Below are 18,266 nucleotides of genomic sequence, written 5' to 3'. Positions count from 1 at the left end.
CATGCGCCCGTCCCACCGCACAGCCTTGCTCGCCAGCCTGCTCGCCCTCGGATGCGCCGTCGTATTGTGGATAGCCTACGACTGGTTCCAAGGCCGTTTCCTGCGCGCTTTCAGCCAACACACCGCGGTGTTTTCCGGCGACCCGCTGCGCCTGCCTGCCGATCTGGCCGGCCCCGGCGCAATACGCCTGGTGCATTTCTGGGACCCGGCGTGCCCGTGCAACGTCGGCAACCAGCAACACCTTGCCGAGTTGGTCGATAAATATGTACCGCAAGGCGTCGAGTTTTATGCGGTACAAAAAGCCGGCAGCCAAGGTCAGCTGCCGGCCACGTTGAGCCACTTGAAAACCCTCCCGGCGCTCCCCGGTTCAAGCCAGATTCCTGCAAGCCCGGCCGTAGCGATCTGGGATCGCAGCGGCAAACTGGCGTACTTCGGCCCCTACAGCGAAGGCCTGACCTGCAACTCGAACAACAGCTTCATCGAGCCGATTCTCGAGGCGTTGAGTGTCGGCCGGGAAGTTAGTGCGACACACACGTTGGCGGTGGGCTGTTATTGCCCATGGGCGGTTTCAAACTGACGAATTAACTACAACGCGTATTACACCTACCCCTCTTGGGCGGCGACAAAGTTGAGACTAGTGCTCGCTTCTAGAGCTCTTGCTCAAAGTAAGGGCCTGGGCTGAACCGTTTGTCGGATCCAATTTTTCCAAACGACGCCATCACCGCTCATTTTCGGCCTGTGCCCCATGCCAGACGGGTTGTTCAGGGCATTTCAGCCCGGTTGACCGTTTAGCTGAATCGATTAACAGCGGCCGTGCCGGCATGAACTTTTTTTTAATCTCTTCTCTAAACCTCGTGACCAGCAAAATGTTTATTACTGTGCAGTCGCGCGGCGGCGCCAACTCGAGGAAGTTTCACACGCCTTTTCATCGTTCAACTTGTCGACCCTTCTAACCAAACAAGAAATGGAATCGTCAGTGATGCAAAAGCTGCTATGCGCTGCACTTTCCAATCCCTATAAAGAAGATGCCCTCAACCTCGAGGCGTTCGTCCAATGCGTCGCTCCGCTCATGATCGATGTGTTGCTGCGCGGCGAGACGGGTACCGGTAAAGACACGCTGGCAGAAAAGATCCATCGCATGTCCGGCTGCTCCGGCAAGTTCGTGGCCATCAACTGCGCCGCCATTCCCGAAACCCTCGCCGAGAGCCAGCTCTTCGGGGCCAACACCGGCGCATTTACCGGGGCCAGCCAAAATCGCGCGGGGTTCGTCGAAGCCGCACATAACGGCACGCTGTACCTGGACGAAATCGACAGCATGCCGTTGGGCCTGCAAGCCAAGCTGCTGCGAGTCCTGGAATCCAGGACGGTCCAGCGCCTGGGCTCGACCCAGAACATCCCGGTGAACATGCGAGTGATCGCCTCCGCCCAGTGCCCGCTGGGAGAAATGGTCGAACGTGGCGAGTTTCGCAGGGACCTTTATTTTCGCCTGAACATCATCAGCCTCAAGCTGCCGCCACTGCGCAGCCGCAAGGAGCGCATCGTGCCGCTGTTCCAGTCGCTGGTGCGCCGGGAAGCCCAGGCACTTGACCGGCCCTACGTCGCGCCGTCGCCAGCGCTGTTGCGCCAACTGCTCGGCTACGCCTGGCCTGGCAACATCCGCGAGCTGCAGTCCGCCGCCAAGCGGTACGTACTCGGCTTGCCGGCACTGCCCCGCGCCGAGCAATTGGAACACAGCAGCTCGACACTCAAGTTGAAAGAACACCTGCAGCAGTTCGAAAAAATCCTCATCGAGGACTGCATGCGCCGCCACCATCATTGCATCGACAAGGTCATCGCCGAACTGGGTATCGCCCGGCGCACGCTGTATTACCGGATGAAGTGCCTGCAAATATCGACGAGTTGAGTGGGATCGGTGGAACCGTTTACGCAACGGCCGCCACTTAACCAACGAGACGCTCACGATCGTCTCGCCATTCCACAACCCGGAGATACGACTATGAGTTTTGGTGGACTTTCTCTCGCGGCTTCCACGGCTGCCATGCAGCAGATGGACGCGACCTCGGCTGCGATGACAACCATGAAATCCGAATTCGACCAGAAGAAACTGGTCGCTGACACCATGAACGCAATCGCGGCAGGGTCGATGGACACCGCAACCAAAGCCATCACCGCCATGGGGGAGGCCTCGAAAAACATACGATTCTGACCCTCTCGCTTCAGCCCCGCTCCGGCGGGGTAACCTCAAGCGCGATGCGAGGAGGCCCTATGCACATCGACTTGCCAGACAGCCTTCGAGCTCTCAGGGACCTGTCCCATGACGAACCCACGCTGCGTCCTGCGCCGACTCCGCCAAGCCTGCACCTGACGCTGCACGGAGCCGGCGACCGGTTGCGAGAGTCGCTCGTCCAGTGGGGCAACGAAAAGGGTTCGGCGGGCGGACAGTCTCGACCTGGTTGGCCGAGCCCCCAGGACGGATTCGCCGCAGAGACCCAAGACCCTTTGCGCCTGGTACTGGAAGACATCCTCGAAGAAATCAACAGCGGCACCGGCTCCAATCTCGACGTCGATATCGATGACGCCTATTCCAATGAAGACCTGTTCAACGATCTGGCCCAGATGTTCGCCTATCGCCGGCAGCCCATCGGTGACAACGATGTCGACAGCCAAAGCGATTTCGGCAATGCCAACAACCCCTTCTGCGGCGCGCTGTTCGGCGCCTGGGAGATCGAGGGCGATCACGCCACGCGGCGCAGTCGTCATGACGCGAGCCTGTCGCTGCTGCTCAAGATCATCGCGGTCCTGGGCCGCAGGAAACTGCTGACGCTGCTGGACATCGACGAAGGTGACGGCCAGGCGCGGTATGAACCAGACGACCAGGACCTGTTGTTCGAGATCGCCGCGTTCATGGACCAGCACCCGACGCGCTATCCCCCGCCAGCGACCCTCGACGCAGAACGGTGGACATGGACCGAACGCATTGCCCGCGGCACCGCGCTGGATGCTCGCGAAACCCGGTTGTTCCAACTTGCCCTGGAAGAGCTGGACTTCGCCCTCGCCCGCCTGGCCGGCCAGCAAGCCCCGCCGCGTCCGCGTGCCCGGCGCAACCGGGAAGAAATCGAGTTTCACCTGAGCGTCACCGGTAGCGCTCGCAACGTCTTGAGGCTGATGTGTGCCTGAAGGCACCTGAACTTTGAGTTTTCAAACCGACCGTTGAAACAGGAGACATTCCGTGGACATACACGCCATCGACCCCAGCAACCTCGCCTCCACGTCCGCCAAAACGAGCGCCAAGACACAAGCGAGCGCCGAGACCAGCGATGTCAGTTGGTTCACTGCACAAATGCGCGAAAAAGCCCCCGCCCCGAACAGCGAAAACAATGTCGCGGCACGCATCATTGACTCGCTGTCGAGCCGCTCCGGTGAACTGCAGCGCCTGGACGACCGCGCCAACCGGGACATGCTCAAGGCCATCCGCACTGCCGACCCGCAGGACATGTTGCAGTCGAACCGCTCACTGTCGTCCTTCCACCTGGAAAGCCTGATGACCGCGAAAGTGGTCAGCAAAGGCTCCCAGGCCATCGAGAAGCTCACCAATCTTCAGTAAAGGGAAGGCCGGTCATGTCCAAGCGCGCGTTCTCGACACTGTTGCTGTGCCTGCTGCTCACCGGTTGCGACGAACGGACGGCACTGCACAGCCATCTTTCCGAGCAGGATGCCAACGAAGTGATCGCCGAGTTGGCGAACAAGAACGTGGAGGCGAGCAAGCAAGTCGACAAAGACGGGTTGACCGTGCTGGTCGAGCCTGCCGACATGAACAGCGCCGTCCAGGTACTCGAAGCCGCCGGCCTGCCGCGTCGCTCACGTTCCAGCCTGGGGGAGATCTTCCGCAAGGAAGGGGTCATTTCCACGCCGATGGAGGAGCGTGCCCGCTACATCTATGCGCTGTCCCAGGAGCTCGAATCGACGCTGTCACAAATAGATGGCGTGGTGCTCGCCCGGGTCCATGTGGTCCTGCCGGAACGGGTGGCCCCGGGTGAGCCGGTCCAACCCGCATCGGCCTCGGTGTTTATCAAGCATACCCGTGCGCTGGACCCCGACAGCATCACCCCGCGCGTGCGCAACCTGGTCGCCAGCGGGATTCCCGGCATGGCTGACGCCGCCCAGAATCCGGCCAAGCTATCGGTGGTATTCGTTCCCGCCGCGCCGTATCAGGAACGGCGCAAGATGGCGTATTTCGGCCCCTTCCTCATGCAGGCCGACGACATCGGCTATTGGCGGGCGGTGACCGTGACGGCAAGTATCACCTTGCTCGCCATCCTGATGGGCGTCTTGTATGGCCTCTATCGGCTGTGGCGCAACGGCGTGTTGGTACTGCCACGATTTCTCGATCGCACGCTCACCAAACCGGCCGGGACGCCCGCCGCCCCCCAAAACAGCATGACACCTGGGCTGTTCGCCGTGAAAAACCCAGGGACCAAACCCGACCATAACGGGACCGCCGCATGACGGCGGAGATTGCATGGGTTCGCTGGTGGACCCTCGCCTGGCGCGAAGCAGACCGGGGCTGGTATTCGTCAGCGCTTTGCCTGCTGACCGCGCCACAGATCGACGCCCTCGCCCGAGCGCAGCATGCCGCGCTTGCCCGCAACTTCGGTATGACGCCGTGCACGCCCCCCCAACCCAGCCCGGCGCTGCAATCGCTGTTCTGCGGCACGCCCCGGACCTTGGTCCTTGCCTGCGAATTGGTGGCAAGCACCTGCGCACCGTTAACGGCAACACAGGCACTTTCGGTGCAGGACCGGGCCTGGTGCGAGCGCACAGCCAAAGCCCTGCGCCCGGGACACTGGCTCGAACAAGACCAGGATCCGCTCGCCCTGCTGCGTGCCTGGCTGGGCGAACAGGCCTGGGAACGGGCGCGCCTGGCGTTCCCACGCGACAGAATCATCGCCATCGAATCGGCACCCGCCCCTCAACCGCCAGCCGCCAAGCTGAATACGCTTTGGCAGTCCGCCTGCTGGAAAGCTGAGCAAAGCCTGGCACCCTCGGCACCTATCCAAACGGAGAGACACGATGCTCGCTCGGCGTTCGCTTGAACTGCGCCCCGATGGCCAAGGCCTGTCGCAGCCCTACATCGCTCGCGAAACCCTGGTCGATTGTGCCCGCGCACAGGTCATCCTCGAGCAGGCCCAGGCGCAGGCCGCGCAATTGCTTGAACGCGCCAGCGCAGAGGCGGACGCGACCGTGCTCGAGGCTCAAGCACAATTCTGGGAAAAGGCCGAAACCGTACTCGCCGCCTGGGAAGCCCAGCGTCAAGCCATGTGGGAGCGAATCGAGACGAGTGCTGCACACGTGGTCAACGAGGCCCTGGGGACGCTGTTGAACGAAGTCCCGGAGCAGGCACGCATCGATGCACTCGTCCGCCAACTGGCGTCGCGTCAGGACGACCCGGTCAGCGCCACCCTTCGCTGTCATCCTGAAGACCTGGCAAGCCTGACCCAGAGCCTGGGCATCGACGGCCGACGCCCCTGGACGCCGGTGGCCGATGTCGACATGGAACGACATCAACTGAAGCTGGAAACGCCGGGCGGTACATACCTGCTCGACTGGCCCACCGCCGTCGAAACCCTACGCCTGCCCGAACCACAACCCATCACCGCAAGCTGACCCGTCGCCTTCGCGAGCAAGCTCGCTCCCACAGAGGATTGGTGGTGACTGCCATACCTGTGATCCCACAGAGGATTGTTGGTGACTGCCATACCTGTGATCCCACAGGAGAAACACGATCACCCAGAACCAGGTCGGCTATAAGGCCGCCTCGCGGTGGACGTTGATCTCGGCGCCCCGTTAACCACGCTGGCCGAACGCAGGTATTGCGCAGTGGGCAACCCGGCATGGATGCCGGGTTAGCCGCGCTGGGCCATGGATGGCCCTTCGCGGCGGCCCACGGAGCAATGCCTGCGTTCGGGCATGCCGAGCCTAAGCGAGGCACCGAGTGGTGGGGCAAAAAGCGTTTTGCTTACTTTTGCGCTTCTCAAAAGTGAGCCGCCGTCAGGGCGGAACCCTAAGTGGCCGTTACCGCAGCAATGGATATGTACGCAGTCAACAAGAGCATGGCCGGCTGTCAGGCCGCCATCGCGAGCAAGCCCACACAAGAGAACCGCGCCCCACATCCCGACGCCCATTTTTTTCCTCATTCACGCGGAACCGCCAACCGCACAGGCACCACTCACCTCGTGAATATGCCCAAGCCCAGAGGAACCGCCCATGTCTTCCACCGATGCCGTCCAGCGCCGCCTCGACACCTACTTCCAACGCGCGACCGACAACGTCAACAACGCTGCGATGAACGCAGCAGAAAGTCAGTCGCTCGACGACATGCACTCATTCCTGACCAGCATGAACGGCATGTCCGTCGCGGTGAACGCAGCGACTCAACAGACCACAGCCCATCACAACCTCGCCAAGGCGATCATCGATGCAATGCCATGAGCTGCGCACACAGCTCACCCGCTGGAACGCCAACGTCGATGGCCCGGAGCGGTTCACCGTTGTCATCGACGATGGCGAAGCAACGTTCAGCAAGCTCGACGAAGGCCTGCTGGCATCGGTCGAACTGACCGTCCCGGTGACCCATGAGGTGGTTCTGGAAGACCTGCTTCGGCTGGCGCACCCAAGCCTCTCGCGATTTCCCGGCGCGCTGGCTCGTTCGCCGCAAGACGGTCGGTTGTGGCTGCTGGCGCAAGTGCCGCTGGACGGGCACATCGACGACTTGATCGAGGTACTCGAAGCACTGCTCAACCAGCGTGACACCTGGCAATCCATTCTCAATAAAGACCAACGTGCCGTTGCCGCGCCTGTGGCGCGACGCCTCTCGCACTCTCACTTGCTCGGAACAGGAATCCGCCATGCCTAACAGGTGGCTTGCACCGTACCGCTTGATGACCGCAGGCAAGGTACACCTTCGCCAGTCGATCGCACGCCGCTGGGCGAAACCTTCGCTGATCGCACTGGTATTGGCCGGCGCGCTTGGCGCTGGCATGCCGGCAGAGGCGGCCATACCGACCGACTGGAAGAACACGCCTTACGCCTACGACGCCCAGAACACACCGCTGGCCAAGGTACTCGGCGACTTCGCCAATACCTTCGCCGTGCAACTGGTAATCGACGGCACGGTGAAAGGCACCGTCGACGGGCGGATGCGCGCCGAAAGTCCCCAGGCGTTCCTCGACAGGCTCGGCCTGGAAAATCGCTTCCAGTGGTTCATGTATGGCAACACGCTGTACGTCAGCCCCTTGCAGAACCAGGACTCCACGCGCCTGGAAGTGTCCGCCGATGCCGTGCCGGACATGAAGCAAGCCTTGACCGACATCGGCCTGCTGGATCCGCGCTTCGGCTGGGGTGAGTTACCCGACGAAGGCGTGGTCCTGGTCTCCGGCCCGGAACGCTATGTGCGCTTGGTGGCGCAGTTTGCCGAAGCGCGCAAGACCCCCGAGGAAAAGCAGGAAGTGATCAGTTTTCCGCTGCGCTATGCCACCGCCGCCGACCGCAACGTCAAGTACCGCGGCGAAACGCTGGTCATCCCCGGGGTCGCCAGCATCCTGAAAGGCTTGCTGGAAAGTCGCAGCGCCGTGTCGGGGGGCATGCAGACGGCCTCGCCCCAAGCATCGTTCCAGAACATGCAGACCCAGCAGTCCATGACCATGGGCAATATCGAACAGTTGGCGTTGAACGGCATGGGTCGGCCGAACACCAGCCGTGTACCGTCCGGCGCGAACAGCGGTGCAGGCGCTCGGGGCAAGATCCGCGTCGAAGCCGACGTGCGCAACAACGCGGTGCTCATCTACGACGCACCCAAGCGACGGGAAATCTACACGCCGCTGATTCGCGATGTGGACGTGCCGCGCAAGCTGGTGGAAATCGATGCGATCATCCTCGACATCGACCGCACGCAACTGGCTGAGCTGGCCTCGAACTGGAACGTCGAGAGCGGCGATCTGATCGGCGGCGCCTCGATGATTCGCCCTGGTGCCAGCTCGACGGTGTTCATTCAGGACTACGGCGATTTTTCCGCGCAACTGCGGGCCTTGGAGGGCCGTGGCCTGGCCTCGGTGGTGGCAAACCCTTCGGTACTGACCCTGGAGAACCAGCCGGCGGTCATCGACTTCAGCCGGACCGAGTACATCTCGGCCATCGGCGAGCGCGTAGCCACCGTCGAGCCCATCACGGCAGGCACCAGCTTGCAGGTCGTGCCCCATGCCATCGAGACCGGGGGCCGCAATCAGATCCAGATGTCCCTGGACATCGAGGACGGCCGCATCGAACCCTCGGAAGTCGGCCAGCAGACGCCCAGCGTGCGCCGGGGCGTGGTCAGCACCCAGGCTGTCATGGGGGAAAGCCGGTCATTGGTGGTAGGCGGTTTTCATACCGAAGAGACCGGCGACAACCTCGAACGAGTGCCATGGCTGGGTCGCATCCCGCTGATCGGGCCGCTGCTGTTTTCCTCGACCACGCGCGAGACCAGTCGCCGCGAACGGGTGTTCATCCTGACGCCTCGCCTGATCGGTGACCAGGTCGACCCGGCCCGCTACATCTCCGCCCTTGACCGCGAACAGGTCGACAGCGCCATGGCCCGCCTGGAAGAGCGTCGCAACGGCACCCGCCCCGTCGGTCGTATCGAGGTCAGCGATGTGCTCGCCCAACTCGCCGACGGCAACATTCCGGCCACGTTCAAGCAAGCGGCGTCGATTCCTTATTCGCCCGACACATTGTGCGCGTTGCAACCCGGGCTATCGCTGGACGCTGCCCGGGCCCAATGGTTCGCCGGCCCCGATTACGGCATCGCCGTCGGCGTGGTACGCAACGATGGCCAGCAAAGGTTGCGCTTCGACGAAGCGAGTTGCGGTAGCCGCTGGGCCCTGGCCACCTCCGCCTGGCCGAAGGTATGGCTTGAGCCCGGTGAGGAAACGGAAGTGTTCGTGGTCATGAAACAACCCACACGCACGCCAGGCGGCGAGCGCCCTTCTCTTCTGCAAACCAGCGCGAGGACCCTGCCATGAGTCGCACGCCACTGCTGCTCGTTTTATTGCTGAGCCTGCCGGTGTTCGCCGGCTGCGCGTACCGCTCAGGCTGCCAGGGCGATGCCTGCAGCCGCGCCGAACCGGACAACGGTCGGCTGGTGATCTGGTGGTCACCCGGCATGCGCGGCGGCCTTGGCTCCCCCGAACACCCACTGGACCATACGGTCGTCCCATTGGAGAACTGAAACGCTATGTCTTTTTCGGTACACAGCGTAAGCACTCGCCAGGCCTTCCAGAAGAACATCATCGCCGGCATCGCGACGTATTGGGAAATAGCCCCAGGCATTGAGTTCTGTCTGCGACGCGAGCCACACAGCGTGGGGCTCGCCTTACAAATACAAAGCCAGGCGCTGCGTGCAAACCAGATCCAGCATGCCCTCGAACGGCGTTTCGCCCAGCCGGCCGACTACGCGCAGCTGTTCGTATTTCTCGATCCGCAGCGGGCACTCGTGGTCTGGCAGGCGCTGCCCGACGCGCCGCTATCCACTGAGCTGCTTGATGAAATCCAGTCCCGTCAGCTGTCGCTGCTGGGCCTGGAAGACCTCGATGATTACTCGGCCACGTATTGAGGGCAATGCTGTTCACCCAGGAGCAACACTGAACCCGTGGCGAGGGAGCTTGCTCCCGCTCGGCTGCGCAGCAGTCGTAAAAACTACCGCAAACGGTATCTCCCGGTGCACCGCGTTGAATGGTTTTGGGGCCGCTGCGCAGCCCAGCGGGAGCAAGCTCCCTCGCCACAGTGATTCATCCAGAGACTTTATGAGAGAGGTTTTCCATGACCGTCGCACCGCTTGCCCAGCGCTTGATCTCGGCCCTCGCGGAACATTTGCATGCGCACTTGCAGTTGGAAGGTGGCGTGTGCGCGCTGTATGACGCGAGCAACCGCGAAGCCGTGGTCATCGAATTGCCCGATCACGGCGATGTCGCCATCCTCCATAGCTCCATCGATGTACCTGCCCACGCGCCCGGATTGCACAAGCGGCTGCTGGAACTCAATTTTCGATTGGATCTGCTCGGCGGCAGCTGGCTGGCCCTGGACGATAAGGGCAGCGTTCGCTTGTGTGCCCATTGTCCGCTGGCGATGCTCGACGAGGCGCGGTTCTGCCATTGGATCGTCGGTTTCGTCGCCCAGGTCGGCGACATTCGGGCGCGCTTGGCGGTGCCTGCACCGCCGGGCAGCCCTCGTCCGGCCTCGCTCAACACCAACCGCACCCGACTGGGCTAACCCTGTAGAAGCTGGCGAAGCCTGCGATCTCTTGATCTTTCGCTTGAAATTCAAGTGTCATTGAAAAGATCGCAGCCTCGTTGCACTCGACAGCTCCTGCGCCGCTTTATGTGGGCTCATCGCTTTATCGAAGCTTCATCGCTTCGCCCCCCTCCTGCATGACTTTCCTTGCACTGTCCATGAAGCCCTTGGTGACCTCCGTCACCGTATCGCTCATCAACTTGGCCATGTCGGCGGAGCTTTTAATGAGCATCATGGTGCTCTGGCGCTCTTCCATCCCCATCTGCATCTCGAACTGCTTTTCCATCAACTGCTTTTGACGGGTTTCCATCTCGCGCATGAAAGAGTCCGGCGTGCGAGATTCCGAAGCGGGACTGGACGTTTGCGTGTCATTCAGCGGTTGCGTGTCATTCGACGGCGCCGCGTGATTGGCGTCCCGCGCTCGGGGGCGGCCACGCTGATGCATTGCCGGTGGCGTCGAGGAGGAACGTCCCCGGCCATGCAGGCTTTGGGTGCCTTCGCGCTGCTGCGCCTCACGAGGTCGCTGGCTCAGCGAAGGGGAGCGCGATGGCGATAAGCTGTCGGTGCCGTGCAGGGCACCTGTGCCCCTTAAGGGGCTCGTCAGGGAACTGGGTTCGGGCATGGGAATCCTCCACGAGTCGATGGTCTGTGTGGTGGGCACTGTCGGCAGGCCGCATCCTGCGGACGAGCCTGGCTCACTCCCTGAGTGGCAACCGCGTATGCATCGGTTCCATCGACCTCAACGCTGGTTCAATTCCGGAATCTCGATGACCTCGCCCTTGGCCTCGTCATCCAGTTCGCGCAACACCCGATAAATGTGGGCGACCGCCTGGAGCGTTTCCCGGGGGATGTAGCCGCCGACATCTTCACGGTAGATCGTGCGCGCCAGCCAGATGCACTGGATGACCGGAACCCGGGCCGCCTTGGCCCGCTCGATCAGCGCCCGGGCCTCGGCATCGACGCCTTTGACGATCAACTGCGGCAGCGGCGTTTCCTCGGGACGATACAACAGCGCGACGGCAAAGTGGGTGGGGTTGACCACCAGCATGTCGGCGTCTTCCACCGGCTTGGTCTCTTTGTTGACGGGCTGGTCGACCAATTGCCGGGCCAGGCTGCGGCGATGCATTTTTACGTGGGGGTCGCCTTCCATTTCCTTGAACTCCTTGCGCACTTCCTCCTCGCTCATGCGCAGGCGCTTGGCGAAGAAATATTTCTGCAGGCCGAAGTCGAGGATCGCCAGCACCAGCAATACACCCAGGCAAATGTGCATGATGTGCCGAAACAGGCTGGCCAGCCCGCGCCAATAGCTGTGCAGGTCGCCGTTGACCAGGCTGATCAACGACCCGAGTGCCGGCAGGGTCACCAGATAAATCACGGTGCCGATAAACACGGCCTTGACCAGCCCCATGAACAGGTTGATCAGCGCCTGGCCGGAGAACATCTGTTTGGCCTGGTTCATCGGGTTCAAGCGGTTCGGGTCCGGCTGAAGGGCCTCGGGGGCGAACAGGAAACCGAACTGTATCCAACCAGCCACCAGGCGCGTGACGATCGCCAACCCTACGGTCATCAAGGTGAAGTTGAGCAGCACGCCACCGGCGTGGGCCAAGGTTTCCTCGAAGGCACGCACGAAGTCGACATCCAGCCGATGCAGCGGGAATGCCACCATGTCCCCCAAGGCCTGCATGCTGTCGTCGGCCTGGGTCAATGCCACTTCGGTGATCGCCGCAAGCACCAGCAGGCTGCTCAAGTCCTGGCTTTGGCCGACCTGGCCTTTGTTGCGCGCGTCGCGAATTTTCTTCGGCGTCGCCCGCTTGGTCTTTTCGCCACTGTCTTCGCTCATGGGCGAAGCCCTCCTTCAGGGCGCCTGCAACAACAGGTGAAGCAGATGCCGGATTTCGCCATAGCGACCAAGACGGCCAGTCATCGCGTCCCACAGCGTGGGCAGGTAGAACAGCAGGAAGCCCAGGCCAATCAGGCTCTTGGCCGGCATGGCGAGGACGAACACCTGCAATTGCGGGCTATACAGACTGAGCAGCGCCAGGCTGAACTCCACCAGCAACAGCAAGCCGATAAAGGGCGCCGCGTAGAGCATCATGTGCATGAACATTTCGGCGAGCAGCCCGAGAAACACGCCGAAGCCATCCGCGCCAGGCAATGGAAACCAAACGGTGGGCGACCACACCAGGTAGCTGTCCCAGATCACCTGGGTCAACGTGCCAATGCCCAGGGTGGTGACCAGCAGCAAGATCGTCATCTCCTTGAACAAGAGGCCCAGGGGCGTGGTGTCGGTGCCGAGCGCCGGATTCAACTGGCCACCGATGAGCGCACCGCGCTGGTTGTCCAACAAGGCGCCCACCGACTCATACAACCAGAACGGCATCGCCAACAGCACCCCGAGCAAGAAGCCCAGCACCAGCTCCTTGAACATCAACCCGGCCAGCGACAACCAATTGACCTGGGCATCGATCAGCGCCTGGCGAATACCGGGCGCCGGCAACATGCCCAGGGCAAACACAACGGCATGGCGCGGCAAGCCTCGCAGGTGCTGGAAGCAAAACACCGGGACCAGGTAAGCGACCGGGTAAATCCGCGCCATGCCGAGCGCGATCGACAGCAGCAAGTCGAAATACGGGACGAAAGCCTGGGCCGTCATCAGGTATTGGCCATCATTTCGAATGCCCGACGCAACAGTCCAAGCAGCTCCACACCGATCCAGCGGCCCGTCACCAGCAAGGTCAGCCCGACCGCCACCAGCTTGATGCCGAAGGGCAAGGTCTGGTCCTGGATCTGCATCAAGGCCTGCACCAGGGACGTCAGTACACCGACGATCACCGCAACGATCAAGGGCGGTGCGGAGAGCAGGACCACCAGCAGCATGCCTTCCTTAAACAACGTCAGCGCGTCCATCGCACGTCCTCAAAGATAGGAATAGAAGAGGCTGTCGAGCAATTGCGTCCAGCCCTGCACGAGGACAAAAATCAGCAGCTTGAGCGGCAACGAAATGGTCATGGGCGCGACCATCTGCATGCCGAGTGCCAGCAGCAGGTTGGACACGATCAGGTCGATGACAATGAACGGGATATAGATCAGGAATCCCATCTGGAAACCGGCCTCGAGCTCCGACAGCATGAAGGCCGGAATGAGCAGCATCAGATCGTCGCGGCTGGCCTGCTCGGCGCGTTCCTTGGGCCACATCCGCTGGGTGTTTTCCAGCAGGTGGGCGAGGATGTCCGGGTTGGTGTTGCGCGACATGAAAGCCTGCAACGGTTTTACCGCGTTCAGCGCAGAACCTTGCAACGCCTCGGTGCTGCTGAAATCCAGCGGCTGTTCCTTCAGCTGTTCGGCGATGTTGTGGCCCACCGGCGCCATGATGAACAGCGTCGCGGCCAGGGCAATGGCATACAGGGCCATATTGGGTGGCACCTGCTGCACACCGATGGCGTTACGGGTGATCGTCAACACGATGGCTATCTTGAGAAAGGCGCTGCAGATAATCAGCAGCAGGGGGACCAACGAAATCCCACCAATGAACAGCGCCAGCAGAAAGGGGTCGACCCCCTGGAAGCTCATCCAGCCACATCCACGCGGGCGATTTGCAGACCCAATCGGCCATCGACCTCGACCAGCTCGCCCTGGGCCAGAGCTCGTTCGCCATAAAACAGCGCCGCCGTCCCCGGTGCCACACCTGGCACTTGCAGCACCGCGCCGGGCGCCAGATTGCGCAGCTCGCCCAAGGTCAGGTGCAAATGACCGCAACGTATCGTCAGCGCCAGCGGCAGGTCGTCGAAACGCTCGGGGAGATCGGCAGCGACCGGCTCCGTCATCGGTGCCACCTCGGTTTCAGCGGCATAGGCCGACAGCGGGTGCTCAGTCGCCTCGCCAGTTTGCTCGTCAGGTTCATAGCCGGTGCTATCGTCCCAGTCCGGCGTCAGGATGTCGGTGTCGGCGGTGGTGCTCATAACGGTCTCCTCCAGAGCGAGCAAGGTCAGGCGCAACGGCGCGGCACGGCTGTGTACCCGCACCTGCAAACAATGCCGGCCCAGGCGAATCAGCCCTTGGCCGGATGAATCGAACAAAGGGGTTTGCGGCACCAACACATCACCGGGGCGCAACGTCGCCACCTGCCCGGCGGCCAGCGCCAGGTGTCCCAGTTCCAACGGGACACGCAGCGCAAAGCCCTCGATCCTTGGCGCGGCTCGCCGTTGCCAGGGATCGGTGCGAAGCAGCCCCAGCAAGGTCGCACTGGTCATTTCCAGATGGCTCGTGACGCGGGCCGTGCCCACCCTCACGTCGAGCCGGCAGGCAATGCCCTGCACCGCGGGTCCGGCCGCTGGTTTGATAAAACCGAAGGCCTGGCGCAGGGGCTCGCTCAGGGTTTGCTGGAACAGCGACCAGAACCACGTGTCATCCGGCCCGGGTTCGGCAGGCAGGACCACCGGGCATTCACCGAACAGGCTGAGCACCGCGCCGGCCTCGTCCAAGGTAAAGACACCATGGGCACACGCCAGCACACACGGCGTGCTCCCAGCCGCAACGCCGCCCGGAGTCAGTTCCAGCAGGCCCGTCTCGCCCGCCACCTCGAAGGGCAACCGGACGCCAATTCCCAATAGCCGCCGGGCGGTGGCGTCCTCGCTGCCCACCGTCGGCAGCACCAATGCATGGACTGTCATGTCGCGCCAACCTCTTCTTCCTGCGCTACGCGCACGCTGACCGGCTGGCCCAGGCTTTGGGTCAGCGCCTCTTCGAGACGACCGGATCGACTCGACAGCCGCGTCTGTACGTCTGCACTTTCGCTGCTCAGGCCGATGTCCCACCCGCACGCCCCGCCTGGCCGCCGGGCGGAGACCTTGATGCGGCCCAGATTGGGCAGATGCAGTAGCAGGTCCAATTGCTGGTCGAGGGTGGCGCGCAAGCGCGGCGTGAGCTGGTCGACAAACGCCTCCTCTTCGCCGCTCGAAAGGTTCACCAGGCCCGACAGCGAACCGGTGCCGGCGCTGTCATCCTGCGCACCGCCCCGTGGCGCATCGACCCACTGACGAAACCAGTAACCGTCACTGCTGCCTGCCGTCAGGTCCGGGTCGCGTCCGCTGGCAGGGGCGGACTCACGCTCCACCGGACGGCTTGCCCGACTCACCTGGGCAGGCGGTTGCTCGTACGCTCGAGGCGGATGCCGAACGGGGGCCGCCGGGGGATTGCCGTGCGGTGTCGGCCCACCGCGTACGCTGTGCTCATTCATCGCTGGGGGGCTCCACCAGGTACTCCATCATTGCGCTGAGCTTTTCCAGATCTCGCCGGCGCCCTTGTAGCCGCTGCTGGGCAGCGGCCGTGTGCCGGGCCTGCTGCGCCTGTTCATCGTCCAGCGCCTGCACGGCCCGCGCTTGCTCAGCCAGTTCGCCAATCAAGCGACGTTCCTGGGTATTCCAGGCATTCAGTTCGCACACACTCAACGCTCGGCCACGGTGCTCGCCGTACAACGCCTCGCGCTGCACCGCCTGTTGCTCACGGGTCGCCTGCATCTGCGCGCGCGCGGCGGCAACCGCGGCTTCGCGTTCACGCAAACGCTCACGCTGCTGGCGCCACGCCCGCTCGGCTTGCGCTTCGCGGTGGCGGCGTATCGGCGCCAGGGCGTCCAGATCAACCCGGGACATAGGCGGTCAACTGCTGCAGGTGGGCGAGCGTGGAAGCAAACTGCTCCGGCTCACGCAGGTCCTGGCGCAGGAAGGCGTCCAGGGCGCCACGCGACTCCACCGCCAGATCGGTCAAGGGGTCGGCGCCAGCCTGGTATTCGCCCAGGCGCAACATCAGTTCGATTTGTTCATAGGCCGACAACAACCGACGCAGATTGATGCCCGCCCGCAGGTGCTCCGCCTCGGCCACATTGGCCAAGATTCGCGACAGGCTGGCCAGCACATCGATTGCCGGATAGTGGCCGCGCTCCGCGAGCTTGCGTGACAGCACGATGTGACCGTCGAGCAGCGAACGTACTTCATCCGCCACGGGATCGTTCATGGAATCCTGCTCGATGAGCACCGTATAAAACGCGGTGATAGCGCCCTCGTGGGTCAGCCCGGCCCGTTCGACCAGGCGCGGCAGCAGGCTGTAGACCGACGGCGGCAGGCCGCCACGCCCCAACGGCTCGCCGGCGGCCAGGCCGATCTCACGCTGGGCCCGGGCGAAGCGGGTCAGCGAGTCGATGAGCAGCAGCACGCGTTGGCCCCGGGCACGAAAACCCTCGGCCAATGCCGTCGCGGTGAACGCTGCGCGGGCGCGTTCCATGCTGGAGCGATCGGAGGTGGCGCACACCAGCACCGCACGGGCACGCAGTTCATCATCCAGCTCATGGTCGAGGAATTCACGCAGTTCGCGCCCACGCTCGCCGATCAGGCCGAACACGATGACATCGCAATCAACGTTCCGGGCAATCTCCGCCAACAGTGTGGTCTTGCCACAACCGGCGCCGGCGAACAGCCCCACACGCTGGCCTTCGCCGAGCGTCAGCGGGCCGTCGATGGCCCGTACGCCGGTCATCAAGGGCCGTTGGATGCGCGGTCGCGCGGTGGGCGCCGGGGCCTCGCCAATCACCGGCGACGCATTCGGCACATGCGCACCGGCGAAGGCTCCCGCGCCGCCATCCACCAGCGGCCGGCCGAATCCATCCAGCACCTGGCCCAGCAACTGCGGCCCCACGCACACCCGATGCGGCATGCCCAGCGGCTCCACCGCCGCACCGACCCGGACGCCCTCCAGCCCGCCCAAGGCGCTGAGCAAGGCATCGTGCTGGTCGAAGCCGACAATTTCGGCGAGCAGCGGCTCGCGGGCGTCGCGCTCGACCCGGCAGAGGTCGCCGATCTGCGCCCCCGGCAGCCGGCACTGCAGCAAGATGCCGCTGACCCGCTGCACCCGTCCGCGCACCATGACCGGCGCGAAGCGACGCAAGTGCGCCAATTGCCCGGCCTCCCAGGCCTCCAGTCGCGCGATGGCCGCCTGCGTCATCACCAGGTGACCTCGTAGCGTTGGTCACCCTCGAAGGTGACTTTGCCGCTGTCGATGGCAGTCAAGCGCAGGCCATCGATCTGGTCGCCCAGGAACAACCGACGGCCATCGGCGGTGACCACGTGACCATGCTTACCGCCCACGATCTGGGCGATCTGGAACGGCAGCTTCGTCAGCCGTTCCTTGACGTTGGCCGTGATCCCGATCGGCGTTTCGTAGCGGTCGTGGAAGCGCTCGATCAGTCGTTCGACCATCGCCAGGCGCGGGCGCGGCAACTCACCCACCAGGACCAGCCGGTCGTCCTGGCTCTCGACCCGTACACCGGCGTCCAAATCGCGCTCCTGCAACATGCGATCCAGCTCCAGGCGGACCGCCTCGACATTGTCCAGGGCCACCTTGGTCTGCTTGAGCTGCTGGGCCGGGCTGCGTGCCACAGTCTGCGCCGGCTGGCTGGTAAAGGCCCAGGCGCTGGAGGCGACGGTGATCACCGCCGCGGCAATGGCCAGGCGCTTGGGCCACGACGGCCGCACGGCGGGCTTCGGGGTTTCCCGGTCCAGCGCAAGATGCGCAGCGTCGTCCAGCGCCGCCTCTTCGGGCCAGGGCTGATCGGCCGGGGCCAGGCACAGCCAGACGCCTGCCACGGCAAACGGAGCATTGCTCTGCAAGGGCTCGGTCGCGGCCCAAGGCTGGCCTTGTCCATCGCAAACCGTGCCCTCCAGCCGTTCCAGCAGCCACTGGCCCTGCACCTGCCGCAGGCCCACGTGACGCCCACAGATGCCCGGATCGTATAGCGCCAGATCGGCCTCCTCCGCCGCCCCGACCACCCATTGCTCGCCAACCAGCGGCAACGCCGCACCTCGGTGCAGACCACTCAAGACTCGCAGTTCGAACATGGTCAATTCCTCAAGGGGCGACAGACGCTCGCCCACGATCCGGTTGTACGACGGGGC

Annotated in this window: 24 protein-coding genes; 14 read left to right on the top strand and 10 right to left on the bottom strand. The window is 63.4% G+C overall.

Annotated elements, in window-relative coordinates; all coding sequences use genetic code 11:
• Nucleotide 1: 1 nt before the first annotated feature.
• The 14 genes from BLU76_RS02430 to BLU76_RS02365 all read left to right on the top strand — a co-directional run bounded on the left by BLU76_RS02430 (nucleotide 2) and on the right by BLU76_RS02365 (nucleotide 10,302).
• On the top strand, nucleotides 2–577 hold the full coding sequence (locus BLU76_RS02430) for a DUF6436 domain-containing protein (protein WP_092150006.1): 576 nt from the start codon (nucleotides 2–4) through the stop codon (nucleotides 575–577).
• Nucleotides 578–979: 402 nt separating this feature from the next.
• Nucleotides 980–1,903 carry a sigma 54-interacting transcriptional regulator gene (locus BLU76_RS02425; protein ID WP_063323931.1) on the top strand — a complete coding sequence of 308 codons (924 nt, stop codon included), beginning with the start codon at nucleotides 980–982 and terminating at the stop codon, nucleotides 1,901–1,903.
• Between the two features lie 93 nt (nucleotides 1,904–1,996).
• Nucleotides 1,997–2,206, top strand: a complete 210-nt coding sequence (locus BLU76_RS02420; protein ID WP_003177441.1) for a type III secretion system major pilin HrpA — start codon at nucleotides 1,997–1,999, stop codon at nucleotides 2,204–2,206.
• Nucleotides 2,207–2,265: 59 nt separating this feature from the next.
• Nucleotides 2,266–3,177: a type III secretion protein gene (locus tag BLU76_RS02415; RefSeq protein ID WP_170867263.1), complete on the top strand. Its 912-nt coding sequence runs from the start codon at nucleotides 2,266–2,268 to the stop codon at nucleotides 3,175–3,177.
• Between the two features lie 52 nt (nucleotides 3,178–3,229).
• The gene (gene sctI / locus BLU76_RS02410; protein ID WP_092221376.1) at nucleotides 3,230–3,604 is read left to right on the top strand and encodes a type III secretion system inner rod subunit SctI; all 375 of its coding nucleotides are present in this window, start codon (nucleotides 3,230–3,232) and stop codon (nucleotides 3,602–3,604) included.
• Between the two features lie 14 nt (nucleotides 3,605–3,618).
• Nucleotides 3,619–4,506 carry a type III secretion system inner membrane ring lipoprotein SctJ gene (sctJ, locus tag BLU76_RS02405; protein ID WP_092221374.1) on the top strand — a complete coding sequence of 296 codons (888 nt, stop codon included), beginning with the start codon at nucleotides 3,619–3,621 and terminating at the stop codon, nucleotides 4,504–4,506.
• Entirely contained in the window at nucleotides 4,503–5,093 is a 591-nt protein-coding gene (locus BLU76_RS02400; RefSeq protein ID WP_092221372.1) for a type III secretion protein, read from the top strand. Before sctJ ends, BLU76_RS02400 begins: the two co-directional genes overlap by 4 nt.
• The gene (gene sctL / locus BLU76_RS02395) at nucleotides 5,071–5,664 is read left to right on the top strand and encodes a type III secretion system stator protein SctL (RefSeq protein ID WP_092221370.1); all 594 of its coding nucleotides are present in this window, start codon (nucleotides 5,071–5,073) and stop codon (nucleotides 5,662–5,664) included. The genes BLU76_RS02400 and sctL overlap by 23 nt, the downstream gene beginning before the upstream one ends.
• A 600-nt stretch (nucleotides 5,665–6,264) precedes the next feature.
• Complete coding sequence (locus BLU76_RS02390; RefSeq protein ID WP_014340714.1) at nucleotides 6,265–6,489, top strand: type III secretion protein; 225 nt, start codon at nucleotides 6,265–6,267, stop codon at nucleotides 6,487–6,489.
• Nucleotides 6,476–6,913, top strand: coding sequence for a type III secretion system chaperone (locus BLU76_RS02385; protein ID WP_092149057.1), 438 nt, complete (start codon nucleotides 6,476–6,478; stop codon nucleotides 6,911–6,913). The genes BLU76_RS02390 and BLU76_RS02385 overlap by 14 nt, the downstream gene beginning before the upstream one ends.
• Nucleotides 6,906–9,056 (top strand): type III secretion system outer membrane ring subunit SctC, encoded by a 2,151-nt coding sequence (gene sctC / locus BLU76_RS02380; RefSeq protein ID WP_092149060.1) that lies wholly within the window; start codon nucleotides 6,906–6,908, stop codon nucleotides 9,054–9,056. The genes BLU76_RS02385 and sctC overlap by 8 nt, the downstream gene beginning before the upstream one ends.
• Nucleotides 9,053–9,262 carry an HrpT family type III secretion system protein gene (hrpT, locus tag BLU76_RS02375; RefSeq protein ID WP_063323923.1) on the top strand — a complete coding sequence of 70 codons (210 nt, stop codon included), beginning with the start codon at nucleotides 9,053–9,055 and terminating at the stop codon, nucleotides 9,260–9,262. The genes sctC and hrpT overlap by 4 nt, the downstream gene beginning before the upstream one ends.
• 6 nt (nucleotides 9,263–9,268) lie before the next feature.
• The gene (locus BLU76_RS02370) at nucleotides 9,269–9,646 is read left to right on the top strand and encodes a hypothetical protein (protein WP_063323922.1); all 378 of its coding nucleotides are present in this window, start codon (nucleotides 9,269–9,271) and stop codon (nucleotides 9,644–9,646) included.
• Nucleotides 9,647–9,852: 206 nt separating this feature from the next.
• Nucleotides 9,853–10,302 carry a type III secretion system chaperone gene (locus tag BLU76_RS02365; protein WP_092149063.1) on the top strand — a complete coding sequence of 150 codons (450 nt, stop codon included), beginning with the start codon at nucleotides 9,853–9,855 and terminating at the stop codon, nucleotides 10,300–10,302.
• A gap of 124 nt (nucleotides 10,303–10,426) precedes the next feature.
• On the opposite strand, the gene BLU76_RS31425 is transcribed toward BLU76_RS02365, so the two are convergent.
• From BLU76_RS31425 to BLU76_RS02315, 10 genes are all read right to left on the bottom strand, one after another.
• A complete protein-coding gene (locus BLU76_RS31425; RefSeq protein WP_170846014.1) occupies nucleotides 10,427–10,945 on the bottom strand; it encodes a type III effector in 519 nt (172 codons plus the stop codon).
• 117 nt (nucleotides 10,946–11,062) lie between these two features.
• The gene (gene sctU, locus BLU76_RS02355; RefSeq protein ID WP_063323920.1) at nucleotides 11,063–12,163 is read right to left on the bottom strand and encodes a type III secretion system export apparatus subunit SctU; all 1,101 of its coding nucleotides are present in this window, start codon (nucleotides 12,161–12,163) and stop codon (nucleotides 11,063–11,065) included.
• 15 nt (nucleotides 12,164–12,178) lie between these two features.
• Nucleotides 12,179–12,976, bottom strand: coding sequence for a type III secretion system export apparatus subunit SctT (gene sctT / locus BLU76_RS02350; RefSeq protein ID WP_063323919.1), 798 nt, complete (start codon nucleotides 12,974–12,976; stop codon nucleotides 12,179–12,181).
• The gene (gene sctS, locus BLU76_RS02345) at nucleotides 12,976–13,230 is read right to left on the bottom strand and encodes a type III secretion system export apparatus subunit SctS (RefSeq protein ID WP_003206603.1); all 255 of its coding nucleotides are present in this window, start codon (nucleotides 13,228–13,230) and stop codon (nucleotides 12,976–12,978) included. The genes sctT and sctS overlap by 1 nt, the downstream gene beginning before the upstream one ends.
• Nucleotides 13,231–13,239: 9 nt before the next feature.
• A complete protein-coding gene (gene sctR, locus BLU76_RS02340; protein WP_063323918.1) occupies nucleotides 13,240–13,893 on the bottom strand; it encodes a type III secretion system export apparatus subunit SctR in 654 nt (217 codons plus the stop codon).
• Complete coding sequence (gene sctQ / locus BLU76_RS02335; RefSeq protein WP_092221368.1) at nucleotides 13,890–14,993, bottom strand: type III secretion system cytoplasmic ring protein SctQ; 1,104 nt, start codon at nucleotides 14,991–14,993, stop codon at nucleotides 13,890–13,892. Before sctQ ends, sctR begins: the two co-directional genes overlap by 4 nt.
• Nucleotides 14,990–15,559 carry a type III secretion protein gene (locus tag BLU76_RS02330; protein ID WP_256572625.1) on the bottom strand — a complete coding sequence of 190 codons (570 nt, stop codon included), beginning with the start codon at nucleotides 15,557–15,559 and terminating at the stop codon, nucleotides 14,990–14,992. Before BLU76_RS02330 ends, sctQ begins: the two co-directional genes overlap by 4 nt.
• On the bottom strand, nucleotides 15,552–15,971 hold the full coding sequence (locus tag BLU76_RS02325) for a YscO family type III secretion system apparatus protein (protein ID WP_092221366.1): 420 nt from the start codon (nucleotides 15,969–15,971) through the stop codon (nucleotides 15,552–15,554). Before BLU76_RS02325 ends, BLU76_RS02330 begins: the two co-directional genes overlap by 8 nt.
• The gene (locus BLU76_RS02320) at nucleotides 15,958–17,316 is read right to left on the bottom strand and encodes a FliI/YscN family ATPase (protein ID WP_092221364.1); all 1,359 of its coding nucleotides are present in this window, start codon (nucleotides 17,314–17,316) and stop codon (nucleotides 15,958–15,960) included. The genes BLU76_RS02325 and BLU76_RS02320 overlap by 14 nt, the downstream gene beginning before the upstream one ends.
• Entirely contained in the window at nucleotides 17,316–18,209 is an 894-nt protein-coding gene (locus tag BLU76_RS02315) for an FHA domain-containing protein (RefSeq protein ID WP_092149078.1), read from the bottom strand. Before BLU76_RS02315 ends, BLU76_RS02320 begins: the two co-directional genes overlap by 1 nt.
• Nucleotides 18,210–18,266: the final 57 nt, after the last annotated feature.

This window comes from Pseudomonas sp. NFACC08-1 (assembly GCF_900106735.1).
GTDB classification, from domain to species: Bacteria; Pseudomonadota; Gammaproteobacteria; order Pseudomonadales; family Pseudomonadaceae; genus Aquipseudomonas; species Aquipseudomonas fluorescens_Q.
This window is presented reverse-complemented; position numbering and strand designations above follow the sequence as displayed.